Origin of the sequence: Bradyrhizobium sp. HKCCYLRH3061, assembly GCF_051168015.1 — a bacterium.
In the GTDB taxonomy this organism is placed as follows: Bacteria; Pseudomonadota; Alphaproteobacteria; order Rhizobiales; family Xanthobacteraceae; genus Bradyrhizobium.
The window spans coordinates 12885-33873 of the sequence record NZ_JBNPUE010000013.1 but is presented as its reverse complement, the minus strand read 5'-3'; the positions used below and the strand labels follow the sequence as shown (position 1 = coordinate 33873).

The following is a 20989-nucleotide window of genomic DNA, read 5'->3' as shown; positions in this document are numbered from 1 at the left end:
GGCTCCGGGTCGCAGAGCAATAGCACCACCCGTGCGTCTGCTCCTCACCCCGACCCTCTCCCCGTAAGAACGGGGAGAGGGAGCGCACCGACCATTCCGCGAGCGCTCGAATTCAGCTGACAAGAGAGCGACGGATAGAGCTGCTTCCGCGCTGAGTGAGCCCGCCGCTTACGCCGACAGCCGCTCTCCCGCGTCGCCCTTGCCCAAGATCAAATCCGCCGCCTTGTCGCCGATCATCAAGGTCGCAGCGTTGAGGTTGGCGGAGATCATGCGCGGCATGATCGAGGCGTCGGCGACGCGCAGGCCCTCGAGACCATGGACGCGGAGCTGGTCGTCGACCGTGGCCCAGGTCGAGTCCGCCGGTCCCATCCGGCAGGAGCAGCCGGGATGGAAGGTGGTGGTGGCGCGCTGCGTCGCCGCGGCCAGGAACTCGTCGTCGCTGTTCACCTTCGGTCCCGGAAAATCCTCGTAAGCATAGTACGGCGCGAGCGGGGCCGAGGCCAGCAGGCGACGCGCCAGCTTCATGCCGGCGACGACCACGCGGCGGTCGAGCTCGGCGGTGAGATAGTTGGTCTGGATCAGCGGCGGCGCGAACGGATCGGCCGAGCGCAGCCGCACATAGCCGCGGCTCTCCGGGCGCTGCTGCCAGGACGCCACCGTCATGCCGGGCTCGTCCTCAAGCTGGCCCTGCACGCCCTCCTTGTAGCTCGCCGGCGTGAAGGTGAGCTGCAGGTCGGAGCTTTCGGCGGTCTCGCCGGAATGCCAGAAGCAGTAGACCATGGTCGGCGACAGCGACAGGATGCCGCGCCGCGTCACCGCCCATTTCAGCGCCTCGCCCCACAGATTGAGGCCGCGCGCGAGCTCGTTGACGGTCTTGATGTTCTTGACACGCGCCACCGTGCGGGGCGCGTAATGGTCCTGCAGGCCCTCGCCGACGCTTCGGAGTGCATGACGCACCTCGATGCCGTGCTCCTGCAGCAGCTCGGGCGCGCCGATGCCGGAGAGCTGCAAGAGCTGCGGCGAATTATAGGCACCACCGGACAGGATCACCTCTTTACGCGCGCGCACCTCGACCGGCACGCCGCCGCGCCCGCCGCGATGATAGCGCACGCCGACCGCGCGTTTGCCTTCCAGCACAACGCCGGTGGCATGGGCGTGGGTGCGAACCTCGACGTTCGGCCGCTTGCTGGCCGGACGCAGGAATGCGGTCGCCGACGACACGCGGCGGCCGTTCTGGATGGTGCGCTGGACGTAGGAGACGCCTTCCTGGATCGCGCCGTTGTAGTCCGGGTTGCGCGGGATGCCGAGCGAGACAGCGCCATCCATGAAGGCCTCGCACAGCGTGTCCTTCCACTCCATGGTGGTCACGATGAGGTTGCCGTCGCGGCCGCGATACTGGTCCTCGCCGGCGCCGATGCGCTTCTCCATGCGCTTGAAATTCGGCAGCACGTCGGAATAGCTCCAGCCGCGATTGCCCATCTGCGCCCAGGTGTCGAAGTCCTGGCGCTGGCCGCGATTGTAGACATGGCCGTTGATCGACGAGGAGCCGCCGAGCGTCTTGCCGCGCGGCGCGTAGATGCTGCGCCCGGCCGTGTAGGGCCCCGGCTCCTGCTGATAACCCCAGTTGATGCTCTTCATGTAGAAGGTCTTGATGAAGCCGGCCGGCAGATGGATGTAGGGATGCCAGTCGCGCGGCCCCGCCTCCAGCACGCACACCGTGACCTCAGGGTCCTCGCTGAGGCGGCTCGCCAGCACGCAGCCGGCGGAGCCGGCGCCCACGATCACATAGTCGAAGGTATCCATCTGGTCGTTCGTCCCGGTCTCATCGTCATCAGCCGCGCGAGGCGGCAAGCGGCCATAGCGCGGTCAGCGCGGCTTGTCATTCAATTGGTAGTCGAGATGCGCCTTCACGGTCGGCCATTCGGCCGCGGTGATGCTGTAGACGACGGTATCCCGCAGCGTGCCGTTCGGCGCGATCTGGTGGCTGCGCAAGATGCCGTCTTGTTTGGCGCCGAGCCGCTCGATGGCGCGGCGGCTCTGGTGATTGAAAAAGTGGGTGCGGAACTCGACCGCGATGCAGTCCAGCGCCTCGAAGGCATGCGCCAGCAGCAGCCGCTTGCACTGGGTGTTGAGCGCACTGCGCTGCACCCGCTTCGCATACCAGGTCGAGCCGATCTCGACGCGGCGGTTGGCGGCATCGACGTTCATGTAGGTGGTCATGCCGGCGACGCGGCCGTCGGCATCGAGCACCGTGAACGGCAGCATGCTGCCGGCCGCGAGCAGGCCGAGCCGGCGCTCGATCTCCCTGGCCATGGTCTCGGGTTTCGGAACTGCGGTGTACCACAGCTTCCACAATTCGCCGTCACTGACGGCCTCGACCAGCGCATCGTGATGGTCCGCCGACAGCAGCAGAAGGCTCGCATGCGGGCCGCGAAGGGTGACTGGTTCAAGAAGGGGCATCAAAGACTCCTTCCCCTCATCCCGAGGAGCAGCGCGCAAGCGCTGCGTCTCGAAAGATGAGGCCACGATGGAGGCCTCATGGTTCGAGACGCGCCTGCGGCGCTCCTCACCATGAGGAGCAATTCCGACGACGTTCCAGCCAGCTGGTTATCACCGGCGCGCCGTGATGACGATGCCCAGCCGCGTTCACTTGTTCAGAAAATTCAGCGGCAGGCCCTGCCGGGGCCAGTCCATCGCCACCAGCTCGCCCCGGCCCGACAGCGTGATGTAGGCGGTCTTCAGTTCGGGGCCGCCGAAGGCGATGTTCGTCGTGACGCGGTCGCCGGTCGGGACCTGCTCGACCAGCGTGCCGTCCGGCGCGATCACGCTGATGCATCCGGAGATCAGCGTCGCGACGCAGACATTGCCGTTCGCTTCGACCGCGAGCGAGTCGAACATCTGGTAGCCCCCGAGGCCGCAGATCGGCCGGCCGCGCTCACCACGATAGATCACCTCGCGCGGCTTGACGGTGCCGGGCTCCGGAACGTCGTAGGCCCAGAGACGCGCGGTCGGCGTTTCCGCGATGTAGACGGTCTTCTCATCCGGCGATAGCCCGATGCCGTTGGCGGGCAGAATGCCGTGGACGGCCTCGACGATCTCGCTCATGTCGGGCTTGAGGTAATAGAACGCGCCGACATCCATGTCGCGGGCGCGGCGCTTGCCGAGGTCCGAGAACCACAGGCCGCCGTGACGGTCGAACACCAGATCGTTCGGCCCGCGCAGCGCGTGCTCGCCGCAGCGGCTGACGACGGTCTCGATCCTGCCGCTCTGCAGATCGACGCGCTGGATCGAGCCGCCGAGATAGTCCTCGGGCTGCGGGCCCGGCATGATCATCCTGCCGGTCGGAATCCAGGAGAAACCGCCGTTGTTGCAGATGTAGATCTTGCCGTCGGGCCCCAGCGCCGCGCCATTCGGCCCCCCCGGAATCTGCGCCACGATCTCCTTGCGGCCGTCGGGAAACACCCGCGTCAGGCGCTTGCCGCGGATCTCGACCAGCACCACCGAGCCGTCGGGCATCACCACGGGCCCTTCCGGAAATTCCAGATCTGTGGCGAGCACGCGCATGTCGGACATCGGACGACCTCCCGCTTTCGTCGCCGCGCTGCGGCGCATTGTTGTTAGGCGTGAGGTTATCGCAAACGTGCCGCTGCTTGCCAAGCAATCGGCAGGGTCCGGCGCCGCAGGGCTGGCCTGCAGCGTCTCGACACAATTCGGGACCGCCTCAGCGAATCACCGGAACCCAGATCTCGAAGCCGCCATCACCAGTCCTCGGATCGAAGCGCTGATCGTAGCGCTCGAAATTCGGCGCATCGGCAACCGTGCAGCCCGATTGCGGCAGCCAGTGATTCCAGATCGTGCTGACGGTGCGACGGATGGTCGAGACGTGGCCCGGATGGGCGAACACGGCAAAGGTGGCCGCGGGAATCCGAACCTTGGCGAAACTGCGCGGCAGGTTGGAGAAGTCGGCTACCGCGACGCCTGCGATATAGTCGAAGTTTCCGGCGTCGTCACCGTTGCAGCAGACGCCGTAAGCGACGTCGCCGACGCGCGCCGGGATATCCTGCTCGACCAGGTGGAAGCGCTGCCAGAGCGCCGGAATGCCGGCCCCGTTGTCATGGCTGAAGCGCTCGGCCACACCGGCAACGAGCAGCGGCTTGGCCGTGACGAAACGTGGTGCGGCGAGATCGGCGAGCGGGGTCTGGTCCATCATGATCGGCTCCTGAAGCGACAGGCCATCGAGGCGTGAGCTGGCGCGCACCGATTCCGGCGTGACGCCGAACTGGTCGCGGAACGCGCGCGTGAACGCTTCGTGGGAGCCGTAGTCGGCCTCGAGCGCGAGACTGAGAATGTCCGGCGCTCCCGAGGCCAGAGCCCGTGCCGCCTCGCTGAGACGGCGCAGCCTGACATAGCGCATCACCGAGACGCCGGTCGCCGCCACGAACGCGCGCACGATGTGGAAGCGCGACACGCCGGCAATGGCAGCGACATCATCCAACGTCAACGGCGTCGACAGATGGCTCTCGATGAACCAGAGCGCCCTCTCGGCCGGGTTGTTGGACACGCGCCTCTCCTTGTCGAAGCGGCCGATCATGCGCGCGGACGTCCTCGTGCGCTTGATCGTTATTGCGCTGCGGACCGTGCTATTTGCCGGCCGGCTTCGCCGGCGCCGCGTCCTTGGCGCCCGGCGCATCGGCCTTCTTCCTCAGTTCGTCCGCAAGCTTCGCCTGCGACGCCCTCAGTTCGTCGATCAGGCCCTGCTGCGAGATCAGCGCAGCCTTCAGCGCCTGGATCTGCCGATTCGCCGCATCGAGCTTCTGCTGCTGATCGAGCGCTTGCTTGGTCATCGTCTTCTGCAGGAAATCGATGTTGCTCTGCAGACATGATGTCCGACGATCCATCGCCTTTTCTGCAGTGCATATCTCGATGCCCGGAATATCCTGCGCATATGCGGCAGAACTCACACACATCGCGAGCACACTCGCGGCAAAAATGATTCCCGCAGCAACGATTCTTCGCATCACAATTTTCTCATTGGCTTGCCCAACACATGATTTTGCGTGGAACTGAAGGAGTTTCCTGATTGATACCATACTGAGACCTCAATCGCGCATTGAAGTTCCGGCCGGGACCCGTTTTTAGGGAGATGGACAGAATGGCTACGCGCGAAAAACGGCTGGCGCAATTCGACGGCAGCGGTGAGCCGCCGCCCGGACAGACGGTCGAGGTGCTGTGCGAGGATCACAGCGGCACCTACCAACTACCGTTCCCCTGTTTCTACATTGATGGCAAATGGCACAACAAGGAATCCGGCGGCGCGCTCGAAGCCACCGTCATCGGCTGGCGCTTCCCACGCTCGCGATTTGACGAGCGCAATGGACGCCGTCCGCAGCCGAGCTTCGTTGCCGATCGCGCTTCGTCTTATTGATCATGCCGGGCCCTGAGTCCTGCTCAGGGCCGGTCTTGCCGAAAATATGGTTTCGAACGCAGATTGAGCATCACGACCGGATAGGCCATCAGCAGCGCGCCGGCGACGACCGCGAGAACAACCGTTCCAACGTCGAGCACACCGTCGCCCCACGCCCGCCGCCACATTGCAATGGCAATCGGAAAGAACAGAATCAGCGCCGTCGCCAGCCCCGGCGAGAATCTGCCTCCGCTGCGCAGGAACGGCAGAATGTGAAAGAAGATGGCGTTGATGATCATCAGCGCCGCGTAGGTGAGCGCGGCCGGCGGCCATGTCTCGGCAAGCTCCGCCTGCACCGCGCCGAGCACGACAACCAGCGCGTTCGTCACGTAGAAGTCGCTCCACTCGACCGGCAGCTTCATCACCGTACGCGCCCAATTGCGCCAATCGAACGTGTATTCCTCGAGAATATGCGCGCCGTAGGCCGCGAGCGCGAGCCAAGCCAATGTGGTCAAGGTCATGATCGATGCTCCCCTTGCGGGTGATGGACCGGCACCAGACCGGTCGCAAGGGGCAATGTGGAGTACCAAGGCGCGAGACAGGCAGCGCGCGTGCCGTGTGTCAAAACGCGACGGCGCTGCCTTGCAGTCTTAATCCTTGGAACGCTGCCGGAACGAATCGCGTCCGAATCGGACGCCGCATCTGGTGCGCGATCTGTTCACGCTAGATGTCGGACACATCGGAGACGACCCACCACATCGTGAGGAGACGCCTCCGGCCGCTTGCCGCAACCGGATGCCAAAGACTAACGGAGAAGGCGCTCAGGTCCAGGGCGTGACCGGCGGCACGTTGTCGGTCGCCGGCGGCATCTCGACCGTCTTGAAGTCGGCCGGGCTGACGATCTCCATATATTCCATGTCAGGGGAATAATCGTAGAGGTAGTGCACGATGCCGGGCCGCTGGTGCACGACGTCGCCGGCCTTCACCAGGGTCGGCTTGTCCTCGTACATGAAGCGGGCCCAGCCCTTCATCATGATGACGATCTGGAAATCGCAATCATGGCGATGCCAGCCTGTGCCATCCACCGGCGGACAATCCGGATTGGCCTTGACGAGGTGGCAGATCACCTGCCCGCCGGTGGCGTCGGCGATGCCGAGATCGCGATACAGAAAGAAGTCGCGCAACCCACCGCCCTTGTAGTCGGTATCCTCGGGCTTCACGTGCGAAAACTTGGTCACCACTGCATGCTGGTTCATGACGGCCTCCACCGGTTGATTGCGACATCGGCGACCGTTGCGGCCCATCGATCGGCCACAGCGGCCACCACGTCAGAAAGCGGATTGTGCCATGCGAAAACCACGCCACGCCCTGTTCGCAACGCAAAGATCGGCAGGCGGTGACGGCATCGCGCGCCGAACTGATTGCCAACAACCGGGTTTTGGCCGACGCCACACGGCAATGGTGACGTGCTGACAGCTCACGCCACGCGCCGAGAGGACGCAAATCCGGCTTCAAATTGAGCAGCACCTGCCCGCGACATGAGCCGTTCTCGCCGGGGCCGGCGGCTGCCAAGGGCCGCGGGCATGGTCCGCTGACGGCAGGACACCTAGTACTCGACCTCCAGCTCCTCGATCTCCTCGGGCTCGGCCTTGGCGGCCTCGATCCATTGCTGCATCTCCGGCATCGCCATGATCAGGTCGGCATAGGCCCTGAGCTGCGGCTCCAGCTTCACGTCATAAGTCACGAAGCGCGTCACCACCGGCGCATACATCGCATCCGCCATGCCGCGCTGGCCGAACAGAAATGGACCGCCGGATCTCTCCAGGCAGTCGCGCCAGATCGCCCAGATGCGATCGATGTCGGCCTGCGCCCGCGTCCAGACCTTGAAGCCCGGAAAGTGGCCCTTGAGATTGACCGGCAGCGACGCCCGCAGAGTCGTGAAGCCGGAATGGATCTCGCCCGAAATCGAGCGGCAATGCGCGCGCTGGATGCGGTCGGCTGGCAGCAGGCCTGCCTCCGGAAAGGTCTCGTTGAGATACTCGCCGATCGCCAGCGTATCCCAGATCGTCGCACCATCGTGGCGCAGGCACGGCACCAGGATCGAGGACGACAGCAGCAGGATCTCGGCGCGAGCCGACGCGTCGTCCGGACCGACGATCACCTCGTCAAAATCCAGTCCGGCAAACCTGGCCAGCAGCCAGCCGCGCAGCGACCACGACGAGTAATTCTTGCTACTGATGGTCAACGTCGCTTTGGCCATGTCGCCCTACCCTGTTGCCGCATTGTCGATTGTCGTCCGCCCATCGTGCCGCTCGTGCAAGCGGCGCGATGGGCGGAGCCGGATATGTGAGAGATTTCATCGAGCAAGCGACATGCCAGTTTTTCAGGCAAGACTCGGCCGCTCTGGCTTCGATATTGCATACACCAATGCATGTAATGGATCGGACGCGATGGCGCTGCTGTACCAAGCCTATCAGAACCACATGGACCTGACCGAGCCGTGGCGCCAGAGCGCGGCAGCCGCCATGCGCTATCTCAACCTGATCCCATCAGGGCTATCCAGCCGCGCCATGCGGCGTCTGTCCGCCGCGCTCGAGCTGATCTCCCGCTCGGCCTTGACCTACGCCCGCCCGGCCTATGGCATCGACAGCGTGATGGTCGGCAACCGCGAGCTCGCCGTCACCGAAGAGGTCACGTTCAAGACGCCGTTCGGCTCGCTGCTGCACTTCAAGAAGGATGCCGCACCGGATCAGCCCAAGGTGCTGCTTGTCGCGCCGATGTCCGGCCATTTCGCCACCCTGCTGCGCGGTACCGTGAAGACGCTATTGCAGGATCACGACGTCTATATCACAGACTGGCACAATCCGCGCGACATCCCGCGCGATCATGGCCGCTTCGGCCTCGAAGATTACACCGATCATCTCATCACCTTCCTCGGCCAGCTCGGGCCGCGCCCTCACATGGTGGCGATCTGCCAGCCGTCGGTCTCCGCGCTCGCGGCCACCGCCGTGATGTGCGAGGACAACCATCCGTCGCGGCCAGCCACCTTGACCTTGATGGCCGGACCGATCGATACGCGGATCCAGCCGACCAAGGTCAACGAGTTCGCCAAGAGCAAGCCGATCGACTGGTTCGAGGACAACCTGATCCACTACGTGCCCTTTCAATGCAGGGGCGCCTTCCGCAAGGTCTATCCTGGCTTCGTGCAGCTCACGGCATTCGTCTCGATGAATCTCGAGCGCCACGTCAAGCAGCACATGGATCTCGCCAACCATCTCGCCAAAGGCGAGGTCGAGAAGGCCGAGACGATCAAGACCTTCTACGACGAGTACTTCGCGGTGATGGATCTGCCGGCGGAGTTCTACATCGAGACGGTGCGCGACGTCTTCCAGGACCATCTGCTGCCGCAGGGCAGACTGATGCACCGCGGCCGTCCCGTCGACCCGAAGGCAGTCCGGCGCATCGGCCTGATGACGGTCGAGGGCGAGCGCGACGACATCTGCTCGATCGGCCAGACGCTCTCGGCGCAGGACATCTGCACCAACGTGCGCGCCTATCGCCGCGTCCATCACATGCAGGCCGGCGTCGGCCATTACGGCGTGTTCAGCGGCAAGAAGTGGAACAACGAGATCTATCCGCTGCTGCGGGATTTCGTGCACGTCAATTCGTGAAGCGGCCGCGCTGTGCGCGTTGCAGCGTCGCCGACGGCGCCTCCCCGAACTTGTCGCGATAGGCCCCCGCCATCCGCCCGAGATGGGTGAAGCCGAGGTCGAAGGCGATGTCGATGATCCGCGCCTCCGGCGCAGCCGTCATCAATTGCGCATTGAGCCGCGCCAGCCGGATGTCGAGCAGCATGTCGGAGATCGACATGCCGAAATGGCGGCGGAAGCCGCCCTGCAGCGCCCGGATCCCCACGCCTGAGGATGCCGCAAGCTGCGCCAGATCGAGCGGTTCGGCTGCGTGCGCTGCCAGGAGATCACGCGCCCGGCGGACGGCCTGCGGCAGCGTCTCGACCCGGCCGGAATGCAGCCTGATCGCCTCCGCCAGACCATTTCCCGGCTGCGCGAACAGAATATCCAGCAGCGTCTCGCGCCAATTGGCGGCCGCGACCGCTGGCAGTCCGCGCCCACCGCCGAGACGCTCGGCGAGGTCGGCGAGCCCGAGCATGTGAGCCCGGAGCCGCGAGCCATGACATCCCGACAACGCGATTGCGGGATCGAATTCGATCGGTTGCACCGCGCGCCCGGACAGCGCTGCTGCGCGCTGTTCCACGAGACGGCGGTCGAGCAACAGGATCAACTGAGCGCACCCCTCCCAGACCATGCGCGTGGGCAATGTCGGCGACAGCAGCGACGCCGCATGATCCGGCGCCGTCGCGACCTCGCCGGTCCCGGCGAAGACCCGCGCGGTCCCCGCCAGCGGGAGCTGCAGCAGGAAGAAGCGGTCGAGACAGCCCGGATCAATGGTTACCGCACCGCCATAGGCGACGTAGTTGATGGAAAAGCCATCGAATGCCGCGCAATTATGCAGAGCGAGGAAATCGCGCGCAGTATCCGCCTCCGGTTGCAGCCCATGCGGACAGAAGATGCGGCCTATTTGTTCAGCGGCCTCATCGACATCGTGCGTTGCAACACGACCATAGGCGGTCAGCCGCGGCACCGCCGGTGACTTCCAACTACGATCAGCGGCTGCATCTGCAGTCATGGCCTACATCGCCCGTCGAGATCGTTTGAAACCTATAATAATTAGCAACTGACGTCGAGGGATTCGTTTTCCGGATAGACTTGGGCAGGCCCCGGCTCGATCCTCCCATGCGTGCAGCAAGGAGATCCGCCATGATCACACTCGAAAAAGGCATCACGCGCGCAGGTACCGGCTATGCCGGCAAGACCTGGAATATCCTGGGTCAGCTCTATTATCCCAAAGCCGTCACCGACTCCACGTTCGCCTTCGAGACCAACAGCGAGCCCGGGCAGTTCGTGCCGGTTCACGTTCATCCCACCCAGGACGAGTTCATCCTGGTGCAGGAAGGCGTACTCGACCTCAAGCTCGACGGCGTCTGGGTCAAGGCGAATGCCGGCGACCTCGTGCGCATGCCGCGCGGCATTCCGCATGGCTACTTCAACAAATCCGACAAGCCGGCGCGCGCGCTGTTCTGGGTCTCGCCGATGCAGAAGCTGGAGGCGCTGTTCAACATGCTGCACAATCTCGCCGACCCGGCCGAAGTGGTGCGAATCTCGGCGGAGCACGAGGTCGACTTCCTGCCGCCGGAGGCCAACGACTAGGCGACAGCGCGGGCCCCAGCGAGCGCCCCCCGATTGTTGCGGTACGAACGGCGCGCGATCATCGCTGTCGGCTCCGTGCGCCTGCAGCATGAGCAGCCGCTGCGCTCGGACGAGATGCGACCGGCGAGATCCTTCTCGCCCTGATTTCGATGCCGACCCATCCGTCGGCATCGCACGTCTCGGTCGCGCCGAGCGACCTTCGTCACCATCGAACTCTCGCGGGCTTCTGCAGCGCGGCGGGCGAATGCCGCCCGAACGCGGCTGCGCGCTCGACAACAAGGAGGTCCCATGATCAGCCGAAAGAATGTCTGTGTGATCGGCGCCGGCGTCTCCGGCCTGGCTGCAGCCAAAGCATTCACCGCCCGCGGGCACGACGTCACCATCGTCGAGCGGAGCGCCGATCTCGGTGGCGTCTGGGAGCCCGCGCGGTCCTATCCCGACGTGCAGACGCAGAGCCCCAAGGAGCTCTATCGCTACACCGACAAGGCGATGCCGGATCACTACCCCGAATGGCCGAAGGGACCGCAGGTCTATGCGTATCTTGCCGACTACGCGAAATCCCACGACCTCGTCCGCCTGATGCGGTTGAACACGACCGTGCTTGCGATGCAGCGCCGCAGTGACGGCAAGCCTGGATGGAGCCTCGACCTCAAAACCGGAGACCGAACGAGCCGGGAGGATTTCGATTTCGTCGCCGTCTGCACCGGTCAGTTCAACGAGCCGCAGACGTTGTCGCTTGGCGGCGAAGATCAGTTCGCGGCCGCCGGCGGCTTGATCCTGCATTCCTCGAAATACAACAATGCCGCGCTCACGAAGGGGCGCGACGTGGTGGTCCTCGGCGGCTCGAAATCGGCAACCGACATCGCAGTCAACGCCGTACGCGCCGGCGCGCGCTCGGTCACGATCGTGCTTCGCGAAGCGGTGTGGCGCATTCCCTACTTCGTCGGCGGTCTGATCAACTTCAAGCGCATCCTCTATATCCGTGCCCAGGAGCAGATGTTCGCAAGCTGGGGCATCGGTCCGCTCGCGCGCGTTGCCCATCTGCTGGCCAAGCCGCTCGTCTGGGCCAATTGGCGCGGCCTGGAGAGCGTGCTCAAGACGCAGTTGAAGCTCGCCAAATGCAACATGGTGCCGAAGGGCAGGATCGAGGACGGCGTGAACTGCTCCGTCCCGATCGCCACGCCCGACTTCTTCCCGATGGTCGCAGACGGCCAGATCAAGGCGGTCTACGGCACCTTCGACCACTACGAGCCGAACACCATCGTGACCAGCGGCGGTGAACGGATTCCGGCCGACGTCGCGATCCTCGCCATCGGCTACAAGCTCGGAGTCCCATTCCTGTCGGATGCCGACCGCGCCAGACTGGTCGATCCGGACGGGCAGTACCGGCTCTATCGGCTGATCGCCAATCCCGATCTTCCCGAGATGGGATTCGTCGGCTTCAATTCGAGCTTCTGCACCGTGCTCTGTGCGGACATGGCCGCCAACTGGCTGGTGCGCTACGCCGACAAACAGCTGGCGCATCAACCGAGCGAGCGCGAGATGCGCGACAACATCGAGATGATGCTGCATTTCAAGCGGATCGAGCGCCCCGCCGCCGGCGTGTATGGCGGACTTTGCGTCGCGCCCTATCACTTCAAGCATTTCGACGAACTGCTTGCCGACATCGGCGCTCGGCGCCGACGGCGCAATCCATTGGCGGAGATGTTCACGCCGCCCGACGCGGACGCGTATAACGACTTTCTCGCATCCGCGCCGGCCTATCAGGCCGGCTGAGGTGGCGGCGAACAGTCTCGCCGCGCTGCAGACACAGTGACGCCGCGAGCGAGACGCATTGCGGAGGGATGGCCGGCCCCGCGGGGCGCTGGCCTTCCCGGCACAGTCGGGCTATCCAAAGCGCCCCGGCCTCCAGCCGTTCGCCTCGGAGCCTGCCATGATCCTCTCGACCCATCTCCGCACCATCGGTCTCGCCGCTTCGGCCGCGTTCCTCCTGACCACCGCGGCCCAAGCCGCAGAAGTTCACGTCATGATCTCCGGCGGCATGACCGCTGCATTCAAATCCCTGGTGCCGGAGTTCGAGCGGCGCTCGGGTCACAAGGTCACGATTGCGTACGGCCCATCGATGGGAACAACCACGAATGCGATTCCCGTTCGCCTCGAGCGCGGCGAGCCTGCCGATGTGCTCATCATGGTGGGCTACGCGCTCAGCGATCTCACCACCAAGGGCAAGGTGACGCCGGATAGCCGTGCGGACCTCGCCAACTCGCCGATCGGCGTCGCCGTCAAGTCGGGGACGCCGCATCCCGATATTTCGAACGCGGAAGCCGTGAAACGCATGCTGATCGCCGCCAAGACCATCGCCTATTCGGACAGCGCCAGCGGCGTCTATGTCTCCACCGAGATGTTCGACAAGCTTGGCATCAAGGACGAGATGAAAGGCAAGGCGCGGATGATTCCGGCCACTCCCGTCGGCGAGATCGTCGCCCAGGGCGAAGCGGAGATCGGCTTTCAGCAGATCAGCGAGCTCAAGCCGGTGAAGGGCATCGACATCGTCGGGCCGCTGCCGGCCGGACTGCAGAAGATCACCGTGTTCTCCGCCGGCATCGCCACGGCCGCCAAGGAGCCGGAGGCCGGCAAGGCGCTCATCAAGTTCCTGCAATCACCGGATGCGCGTCACGTGATCGCGGAAAGCGGCCTTGATCCGATCGTGAGGCGGGCGCCGAACTGACGCCGCAGGAGCCCGGCTGAGACGACGGCTCCCCCCCGTGGCGCGGGAGAGTCCGGCAGGCAGCGTCGGTGCGCTTACTGGGTGAGCAAAGTCGACTCGCTCAGATTGTTGGCGCCGTAGGCCTTCTTGAGCAGACCGTTCGCCTTGGACTCCGTCATGAACTTGGTGACGAAGGCCAAGGACTGCGGATGCTTCAGCGGCACCGCGACCGCCGTGTCCGTCTTCTTGAAGGTCTCGGCGAGCACCTTGGTGCCGGGAATCTGCTTGGCGATGAGATTCAGTTGATCGCGCGCCAGCGCGAGCGCGTCGATCTCGCCCGCGCTGAGCAGCGCATAGACTTCCTCGTAGGACTTGAAGCCGGTGACGGTCGCCTTCTTCAGGAAGGCCTTGGCGCCGCGCATCACGGTCGTATCGTTGATGGCCGCAACCTCGGTGCCGGCCTGGTCCAGCGCCGCGATGTTGGCGACGTCGAGACCGGCGCGGACGATGAAGGTGGTCTCGACCGAATCGTAGACCGGACCGAACGAGACCTTGGTTTCGCGCTCCGCGTCCTTCGGCATGAAGGCCACATCCCAGATGCCCCGCGCAGCATCTTCGGTGATCGCATTGGAATTCGGATGCTCGACGAATTCGACGGGCACACCGACCTGCGCGGCCATGGCCTTGCCCAGTTCGACCGGAACGCCTGAATAGCCGCTGTCCGACTTGACGCACCAGAACGCCCCGCCGGCGGCGCCGACGGCGATGGCGACGCGAAGCTTGCCGGTCGGCGCGATTTCTTCCTTCAAGCCGGCTGCGCCGGCGGCGTTGCCGGCAAACGTGACTACCGCAGCTGCCAGGGCTGCGTCACGCAGCCAGCGCCAAAACGCCATGGCCCTCTCCCATCGAATTGCAAGTTGGATACGAGCCGCACCTTGCCGGGAGCACCGTTAAATACAGCTTACCTCGCTTGCGCAAAGCAGCATGCGACGCGCAAAACTTGCGCGTCGCAATTACGGTTTCAAATAACTCGATACCGAAAACCAATTAAGCGTCGCTTAAACGCAGCGCCGAACCGCGACGCCATTGACGATCACCGTGCGGCACGCCGCAGCCGCCACCGGCGGCTTGCGAACCACCACGGCGCCCGCCGCACCGGCGCAGCCGGCTCGCACGACGCCGCGTGCGCAGACCACGGCGTTGGCATCCGACATCGACACGAACGGCATGACCGCCAGGATGAACAATCCGCACAGCGTGGAAATAATGGCACGTGAAAGAATGGCGCTCATCTTCAAACTCCTGATCATGATCTGATTGGTCAAATATCCACCCTGTTGCGACCTTGCCTGGGACGTCCCCACCCGACAATTGGGACAATTTGGGTGGATTCGCTCTCCTGTGCATCCCCGCATGCGCTGCAGTGGTAACCGTGAACGGCGACAGCCGCCCTGCATCAGCGATTGGCCGCAAACTGCGCGAGCATGCCCTTGCAGCCAGGTGTCAGCGCACCGGCATTGGCCGCGAGGCACTGCGCGATCCGGCCGCCGCCCGGCTCGATGCCGCTGCACAACGCCCGCGCGTCCGCGCCGCACGCGGCCCTCACGATGCGCAACTCCTCGAGCGGCCGCAGCGGTCGCAACACCAGCGCGGGCGCCGCCGGTGCAGCGGCGGTTGTCGCCGCGGGCCGGGCAACAGCCGCGGTCGCCGTCGATGCCCCGCTCGGCGTGACGCCGCCGCTCGAAGACGCCATCGCCTGAGCGCAGGGGCCGGACACTCTCACCTTGTTCTGCTCCAGGCACTGCAGCGCCGCCGCGCCGCCCGGCGGCACGCTGCTGCAGACCTTGCGGTAATCAGCGCCGCAGGCACTTCGGATCGCGGCCACCTGGGCCTCGCTCGGCTTGCCCGCAGGCGCCGCCGCAGCCGGCTTGGCCGCAGCCGTGGCCAACTGGGCAGGCGCGGCCGGGACGGACGCGGCCGGCTGCGCCGCAGCCTTTAAAGGTTCGACGGAAGGCTTGCTCGCCTCGGCGGCGACCGGCCCGCTCGCGGCCGGTGGCGCCGAAGCCGGCTTGGCCTCCACGACAGGCTTGGCGTCTGCCGGAGGCCTTGCCTCTGCCGCGGGCTCGAGCGCCTTGACCGCCGTCTGGCAAGCTGAGGACAGGCCCGCGATGTTCTTCTGCAGGCATTGGAAGGCCGCCGCGCCGCCGGGCGGCACGCTGGCGCATTTCGACATGTAGTCCGACCGGCATGCCGACTTGATCGCGTTGCGCTGCGCATCGCTCTGCGCCAGCGCCTGCGTTGCTACGAGGCCGGCCGCTGCGGCCATCCCGAGCACCAGCAGTCTCTTGAAGCAATTGATCATCGGCGGATCCTCAATGGTATCGTGCTTCAATCTCTTGTCGCCACCGCAGTCGCCCGCAGGGTGGCCAATCGGGTCTCGTCAGTATCAGCACGCGCATATCGGCCAAGGCTGCGCCGGCGGCGCAGGCCTGGCAATTGGGAAAATTTGGGTGGATCGCATATTCACTCCGCCGGCGCCTCCCGCAGCGCCGGCTGCGCCGCCGGAAGCTCCGGCGGCAGGATCAGCGCGGCGAGGACCGCGACCAGGCAGAGCGCGGCGAAAGCCTGCAGCATGGTGACGAAGCCGCCGCGCTCATATAGCCAGGCAACCAGGCCGACCGAGGCGCCGGCCGCGGTGAAGCCGATGAAATAGCGCACCGCATAGGCGCGCGAGCGCCACTCCTCAGCGGTGTACTTGCCGACCATGGCGTCGTTCACCGTAACCTGCCCGAACGCGCCCATGACGATGCCGATCGAGGCCACGATCAGCGCCCAGTCGCGCGCATCGGCGGCGAGATACAGCAGCGGCGCCAGCACCAGCGACAGCGGCAGCGCGATCGTCTTCAGCGCGTGGCGGTCGAGCAGCCGCCCGATCGTGTACTGCGTCATGGCGCCGAACACGTAGACGCCGGCGGCGATCACACCGAGCAGCGCCGGGCTCTGCGTCAGCCCCGCCAGCCGCTCCGCAAACAGCTTTGGCAGCGCCACGGTGATCGCGTTGAACGTCGTCGAGATCGCGATCACCACCAGCAGCAGCGCCAGCACCACGCGCCACATCTGATCACGCGCGACCCGGGCCTGCGCCGCCGCCTGCTTCGATCCGCGGCGGTCCTCATGCGCGACCGCCAGCGCGAACACCACGCCGATGCCGACCGTGATCACGCCGGGCACGATGAAGGCGAAGCGCCAGCCGAGATATTGCCCGACCACGCCGGTCACCAGCGCCGACGAGGCGACGCCGAGATTGCCGAACACGCCGTTCAGCCCCATGTCGCGGCCGAGCCGGTCGGCATAGGACACCAGCATCGCGGTTCCCACCGGATGATAGATCGAGGCGAACAGGCCGATCGCGAGCAGCGCCGCGCCGAGCTGCCACGGCGTCTGCACCAGGCCGACCGAGATCATCGACAGCCCGATGCCGATGTAGAAGATCAGCATCATGTGCCGCCGGCTCCAGCGGTCGCCGAGCCAGCCGGTCAGGAGCGAGCCGGCGCCGAAGGCGATGAATCCCGGCGTCGCATAGGGCAGCAGGTCCGCATAGGCCATGCCGAGCGCGGGGCCCATGATGATGACCGCAGCTGCGAAGATCAGCATCGCATAGTGGTCGATGAAATGGGCCGCGTTGACGAAGCCGATGACGCGGCGGGGGCTGTTCATGGGAGCTGTCCTCGATTCCTGACAGATCGGTTATAGTCGACGCGACCAACGAGAAGCCGCCAATGACCATCGTGGACACGCCATTGAAGCCGCTCGGCGCCGACCGGGTGACCACCGAGCCCGGCGTCCACCTGATCGCGCGCCTCTATCACAAGGGCGCCCGGCTCGATCCGCACATGCACCGCGAGTCCCAGTTGATCTACGCCTCGCGCGGCACGATGCAGGTGACGACGCCGCGTGGACGCTGGCTGGTGCCGCCGGACCGCGCCGTCTGGGTTCCGGCGCGTCACGGCCATGCCATCGACATGCTGGCCGACAGCCAGATGCGCACGCTGTATTTCGAGCAGGACTGGCTGACGCGGGAGACGCGGGGCGTGCGGCTCGACCGCGAGTTCGTGGTGCAGGTCTCGCCGCTGCTGCACCAGGCGATCCTGGCGCTGTTCGCCGCCGACGGCGACCGTGCGCGCACCGCGTTGCTGGTGCGGCTCGCGCTGCTCGAATTGCGCCGGGCGGAGGATTCCTCGACCTTCATCCCTCTGCCGCAGGATCCGCGCGCACGCCGCGCCGCCCAGCTCGTCCTCGCCTCTCCCGCGAGTGAGGAGGATCTGGCGACCCTGGCGGGCAAGGTCGGCAGCTCGGCCCGCACTCTGTCGCGGCTGTTCGCGGCGGAGACGCGGCTGAGCTTCAAGGCGTGGTGCCAGCGCGTCCGGATCGCCGCCGCGATCGAGCGGCTGTCCACCGACCGTCAGCTCTCCGTCAAGCAGCTCGCCGCCGATCTCGGCTATGCCAGCGTGCCGGCGTTTTCGCATGCCTTCAGACAGGTCACCGGCCGCACTCCGACCGAATTCGCGGAGCAGACAGGTGCATGACACGCCGGCCGCATATGCACGCCGCGACGGCGGCGTTGACGATTTGTTATGTTTGAATGTCGCCAGCTTTGCCATAAATCCATGTAACATCGCCCTCATCACGCTCCGGGATTCGACTGACATCAGATGGCCAATGCCTTTTTCACCGACCTGATCACCACAATTTCCGAGCGAGGCCGGACGCTGCTGCGCGGCGGCGGCACCCCTACCGACAAGCATGATGCGAAAAGCTTGGCCGAGCTGTGCGAGGCGCTGGTGTCCGGCGCCGGCGAGGCCTCGGGCACGGCGATGGCCCGCGACGTGCTCGACGGCTATCACGATCTCGACCCCGAGGGCCGCAAGGCGTTCTTCACCGCGCTGGTGCATGATTTCGGGCCCGACAAGGCCAGGCTCGCCAAGGCGATCGACGACTGGCGCGCGGCGCCGTCGGACGAAGGCGCGAGCGCGCTGCATTTCGCCTCGGAGCCGCGGCGGCAGGAGCTGATCCGCCGGCTCAACCGCGCGCCGGGCGGCACGCCCGAACTGGTGGCGATGCGCACCGATCTCCTGGATCTCATCAAGGGCAATCCGGAACTCGCCGCGCTCGATCGCGACGTCGTGCATCTCTTGAGCTCATGGTTCAACAGGGGGTTTCTCGTGCTGCGTAAGATCGACTGGTCGACGCCGGCGAACATTCTGGAGCAGATCATCCGCTACGAGGCGGTGCACGAGATCCACGACTGGGACGACCTGCGCCGCCGCATCGATCCGGTCGATCGCCGCTGCTACGCCTTCTTCCATCCGGCGATGCCCGACGCGCCCTTGATCTTCGTCGAGATCGCGCTGACCGAGACCATCCCCGGCGCCATCGCGCCGCTGCTCGCGGTCGACCGTCCGCCGGTGCCCGCCGACCGCGCCCGCACCGCCGTGTTCTATTCGATCTCCAACACCCAGCGTGGCCTCGGCGGCATCTCGTTCGGCAACTTCCTGATCAAGCAGGTGGTCGAGGAGCTCCGCCGCGAGCTGCCGAAGCTCGACACCTTCGTCACGCTGTCGCCGGTGCCCGGCTTCATGAACTGGCTGAAGTCGACCCCCGATGCGACCGAAGAGGATCGCAACGTGCTCAAGCTGCTGAACGAGCCGCGCTGGGTCGAGGATGCCGAAATGACCGCCGAGCTGCGCCCGGTGATCGAGCCGCTCGCCGCGCACTACTTCCTCAAAGCGCGCACGTCGAAGGGCAAGGTGATCGATCCCGTCGCCCGCTTCCATCTCGGCAATGGCGCCAGACTCGAGCGCATCAACTGGCTCGGCGACCTCTCCTCCAAGGGCCAGCGCGAGTCGGCGACCGTGATGGTGAACTACCTGTACCGCCTCGAGGACATCGAGAAGAACCACGAAGCCTATGCCAATGACGGCGAGGTCGTCGCCTCCAGCGCGGTGAAGAAGCTGCTGCGCGGCGAAGGCCGGCGGCTGCTGGATATGAGGTTGTCGTCGTAGGGATTGCACGGACGCGTTCGATCGCGTCCGCTGTTGGCGTCTTGAAGCCCATTGGCTCGAGGCACGCCGCCCACTCCAAACTCCGTCATTGCGAGGCGCCCTTGCGCCGAAGCAATCCAGAGTCTCGCGCGTCGCCCTGGATTGCTTCCGCCTACGCCCGCCGGGCTTCGGCGGACACGTCGCTGCGCTCGCAATGACGCGTGGTGAGATGGCGTGCTCACGCCTCAAACACCGCTGTCGTCCCGGCGAACGCCGGGACCCATAACCACCGGCAGCCGTTTGAGGCAGGCTCGTCATGACCTGCTCGCGCCCAACATCCGCCGCGGCGTATGGGTCCCGGCGTTCGCCGGGACGACGCTGTGGGAAAACCGCTTTCACATCTCAAACAGCTTGGGGACGTGCGCCAACATCCTCGCGGCGCATGGCGCCCAAGTTGCTGCGAAGCATGTCCCTCCGATCAAAACAGAGGGCGCAGGGAAGACCGGGTGCTGGCCACACCCATGGCCCCCGTGCGAGAAAAATGCACGGGGCAGGAACCACAGGTACGACCGGTGCATTCCGGCCTTCCCTGCGCGATGGTTTTCACGGTGTCCTTCGTGCTCTCCCTGGGGATCGGGCTCTTTTGCCCCCATCGCCCGCGCGTGCCGTCAAGCAACAACGCAGACTTGACCTCAGCGTCGAGAGGCCAGGACCACACGACTTCTCCGTCCGCAAGGACGCCGGTCGTCTGCCGACATCCTCACAGCCACCGCATCCCTGCCCCGACGTTCGTGACGACGCGTACGCCCCTCTGCGATGAGGCAGGATGCGCACATCATTGCTGATTTTCGGAAAATGTCAAGCGGAAAGACTCGGATTCCGCTCACGACGCGCATTCGGCCCCTTCCCAGCCCGCGCCCCTCACGACGCCTTCGCTTCCACGTGGCGCGCAAAGCTGTCGAGAATCGCCTGCCAGCCGCCCTGCTGCTGCTCGACTGAATGGGTCGTTTCGGCATCGAAGACGACACGAACCACAACGCCTTTAGGACCGGGTTCGAAATGCACCTCGGCGGTCCGGTCGCCGAAGGCATAGACGATCAGCTCGTGCTCGACGATCTTGGTGTAGGTGCCGGCGAAGTCGAAGCCCATGCTGCCGTCCTTGGCCTCCATCCGCGACGAGAACGCGCCGCCTTCCCGCAGGTCGACCGTCGCCTTGGTCGTATGCCAGTCGTCCGACGCGGCGTTCCATTTGACGATGTCGGCCGGCGTCGTATAGGCGCGCCAGACCTGATCGATGGGGGCTGCGACGGTGGTTTCGACGGTGATCCGCATGGATGTTGCTCCTGGCTCGATTTTGACGGCTCGCTGCAAGTGCGCAGCAGGTGTGCTCGAAGGACGATGCAGGCTGGCCAGTCCCGACAGTTGGTGAGATAAGTTTTGCTCCGGGACCGCTGCAAGGATCGTCGGTGGGAACAGCGATACGAGCGTCATGCATTGCCGTCGCAGCCGTGGTGGGCGGCGCACTTGGAGCGGCCATTCTCGGTTACTTGGT

At 65.4% G+C, this 20989-nt stretch carries 21 protein-coding genes; 7 read left to right on the top strand and 14 right to left on the bottom strand.

Annotation, left to right across the window (positions count from 1 at the left end; translation table 11 throughout):
* Window positions 1-168: 168 nt before the first annotated feature.
* From ACQR2C_RS20915 to ACQR2C_RS20895, 5 genes are all read right to left on the bottom strand, one after another.
* The gene (locus ACQR2C_RS20915; protein WP_316239261.1) at window positions 169-1803 is read right to left on the bottom strand and encodes a GMC family oxidoreductase; all 1635 of its coding nucleotides are present in this window, start codon (window positions 1801-1803) and stop codon (window positions 169-171) included.
* A gap of 63 nt (window positions 1804-1866) precedes the next feature.
* Window positions 1867-2460, bottom strand: a complete 594-nt coding sequence (locus ACQR2C_RS20910) for a GNAT family N-acetyltransferase (RefSeq protein WP_434882010.1) — start codon at window positions 2458-2460, stop codon at window positions 1867-1869.
* Between the two features lie 186 nt (window positions 2461-2646).
* Window positions 2647-3573 (bottom strand): SMP-30/gluconolactonase/LRE family protein, encoded by a 927-nt coding sequence (locus ACQR2C_RS20905; RefSeq protein ID WP_434882009.1) that lies wholly within the window; start codon window positions 3571-3573, stop codon window positions 2647-2649.
* A gap of 148 nt (window positions 3574-3721) precedes the next feature.
* Window positions 3722-4591 carry a GyrI-like domain-containing protein gene (locus ACQR2C_RS20900; RefSeq protein ID WP_434882008.1) on the bottom strand — a complete coding sequence of 290 codons (870 nt, stop codon included), beginning with the start codon at window positions 4589-4591 and terminating at the stop codon, window positions 3722-3724.
* Between the two features lie 49 nt (window positions 4592-4640).
* Window positions 4641-4967, bottom strand: coding sequence for a hypothetical protein (locus tag ACQR2C_RS20895; protein WP_434882079.1), 327 nt, complete (start codon window positions 4965-4967; stop codon window positions 4641-4643).
* Window positions 4968-5152: 185 nt separating this feature from the next.
* Between ACQR2C_RS20895 and ACQR2C_RS20890 the strand changes: the two genes are divergently transcribed.
* The gene (locus ACQR2C_RS20890) at window positions 5153-5425 is read left to right on the top strand and encodes a hypothetical protein (RefSeq protein WP_315805780.1); all 273 of its coding nucleotides are present in this window, start codon (window positions 5153-5155) and stop codon (window positions 5423-5425) included.
* 23 nt (window positions 5426-5448) lie between these two features.
* Here ACQR2C_RS20890 and ACQR2C_RS20885 read toward each other — a convergent pair whose 3' ends face one another.
* The 3 genes from ACQR2C_RS20885 to ACQR2C_RS20875 form a co-directional block, all read right to left on the bottom strand.
* Window positions 5449-5925 (bottom strand): HXXEE domain-containing protein, encoded by a 477-nt coding sequence (locus tag ACQR2C_RS20885; protein ID WP_315805781.1) that lies wholly within the window; start codon window positions 5923-5925, stop codon window positions 5449-5451.
* 300 nt (window positions 5926-6225) lie between these two features.
* Window positions 6226-6660, bottom strand: a complete 435-nt coding sequence (locus ACQR2C_RS20880; protein WP_315718052.1) for a cupin domain-containing protein — start codon at window positions 6658-6660, stop codon at window positions 6226-6228.
* 350 nt (window positions 6661-7010) lie between these two features.
* Entirely contained in the window at window positions 7011-7664 is a 654-nt protein-coding gene (locus tag ACQR2C_RS20875) for a glutathione S-transferase family protein (RefSeq protein WP_315805782.1), read from the bottom strand.
* Between the two features lie 190 nt (window positions 7665-7854).
* On the opposite strand from ACQR2C_RS20875, the gene ACQR2C_RS20870 reads away from it, so the two are divergent.
* Window positions 7855-9075: a polyhydroxyalkanoate depolymerase gene (locus tag ACQR2C_RS20870; RefSeq protein WP_316177794.1), complete on the top strand. Its 1221-nt coding sequence runs from the start codon at window positions 7855-7857 to the stop codon at window positions 9073-9075.
* Here the strand turns inward: ACQR2C_RS20870 and ACQR2C_RS20865 are convergent.
* Window positions 9065-10108 carry an AraC family transcriptional regulator gene (locus ACQR2C_RS20865; RefSeq protein ID WP_315805784.1) on the bottom strand — a complete coding sequence of 348 codons (1044 nt, stop codon included), beginning with the start codon at window positions 10106-10108 and terminating at the stop codon, window positions 9065-9067. The two genes, ACQR2C_RS20870 and ACQR2C_RS20865, sit on opposite strands and share 11 nt — an antisense overlap.
* Window positions 10109-10239: 131 nt before the next feature.
* On the opposite strand from ACQR2C_RS20865, the gene ACQR2C_RS20860 reads away from it, so the two are divergent.
* The 3 genes from ACQR2C_RS20860 (at window position 10240) to ACQR2C_RS20850 (ending at window position 13417) form a co-directional block, all read left to right on the top strand.
* Window positions 10240-10689 carry a cupin domain-containing protein gene (locus tag ACQR2C_RS20860; protein WP_315805785.1) on the top strand — a complete coding sequence of 150 codons (450 nt, stop codon included), beginning with the start codon at window positions 10240-10242 and terminating at the stop codon, window positions 10687-10689.
* Window positions 10690-10977: 288 nt separating this feature from the next.
* The gene (locus ACQR2C_RS20855; protein ID WP_434882007.1) at window positions 10978-12465 is read left to right on the top strand and encodes a flavin-containing monooxygenase; all 1488 of its coding nucleotides are present in this window, start codon (window positions 10978-10980) and stop codon (window positions 12463-12465) included.
* 157 nt (window positions 12466-12622) lie between these two features.
* Window positions 12623-13417 (top strand): substrate-binding domain-containing protein, encoded by a 795-nt coding sequence (locus tag ACQR2C_RS20850; protein ID WP_434882006.1) that lies wholly within the window; start codon window positions 12623-12625, stop codon window positions 13415-13417.
* Window positions 13418-13491: 74 nt separating this feature from the next.
* Here ACQR2C_RS20850 and ACQR2C_RS20845 read toward each other — a convergent pair whose 3' ends face one another.
* The 4 genes from ACQR2C_RS20845 to ACQR2C_RS20830 all read right to left on the bottom strand — a co-directional run bounded on the left by ACQR2C_RS20845 (window position 13492) and on the right by ACQR2C_RS20830 (window position 17113).
* Window positions 13492-14289: a transporter substrate-binding domain-containing protein gene (locus ACQR2C_RS20845; RefSeq protein WP_316177785.1), complete on the bottom strand. Its 798-nt coding sequence runs from the start codon at window positions 14287-14289 to the stop codon at window positions 13492-13494.
* A gap of 165 nt (window positions 14290-14454) precedes the next feature.
* A complete protein-coding gene (locus ACQR2C_RS20840; RefSeq protein WP_315805809.1) occupies window positions 14455-14688 on the bottom strand; it encodes a hypothetical protein in 234 nt (77 codons plus the stop codon).
* Window positions 14689-14852: 164 nt separating this feature from the next.
* Window positions 14853-15758 carry a hypothetical protein gene (locus tag ACQR2C_RS20835; RefSeq protein ID WP_434882005.1) on the bottom strand — a complete coding sequence of 302 codons (906 nt, stop codon included), beginning with the start codon at window positions 15756-15758 and terminating at the stop codon, window positions 14853-14855.
* Between the two features lie 161 nt (window positions 15759-15919).
* Window positions 15920-17113, bottom strand: coding sequence for an MFS transporter (locus ACQR2C_RS20830; RefSeq protein ID WP_434882004.1), 1194 nt, complete (start codon window positions 17111-17113; stop codon window positions 15920-15922).
* A 62-nt stretch (window positions 17114-17175) separates the two neighbouring features.
* Between ACQR2C_RS20830 and ACQR2C_RS20825 the strand changes: the two genes are divergently transcribed.
* On the top strand, window positions 17176-17982 hold the full coding sequence (locus ACQR2C_RS20825) for an AraC family transcriptional regulator (protein ID WP_434882003.1): 807 nt from the start codon (window positions 17176-17178) through the stop codon (window positions 17980-17982).
* A 126-nt stretch (window positions 17983-18108) separates the two neighbouring features.
* Window positions 18109-19458 carry a malonyl-CoA decarboxylase gene (locus tag ACQR2C_RS20820; protein ID WP_434845507.1) on the top strand — a complete coding sequence of 450 codons (1350 nt, stop codon included), beginning with the start codon at window positions 18109-18111 and terminating at the stop codon, window positions 19456-19458.
* Between the two features lie 900 nt (window positions 19459-20358).
* On the opposite strand, the gene ACQR2C_RS20815 is transcribed toward ACQR2C_RS20820, so the two are convergent.
* A complete protein-coding gene (locus tag ACQR2C_RS20815) occupies window positions 20359-20769 on the bottom strand; it encodes an SRPBCC family protein (RefSeq protein ID WP_434882078.1) in 411 nt (136 codons plus the stop codon).
* Window positions 20770-20989: the final 220 nt, after the last annotated feature.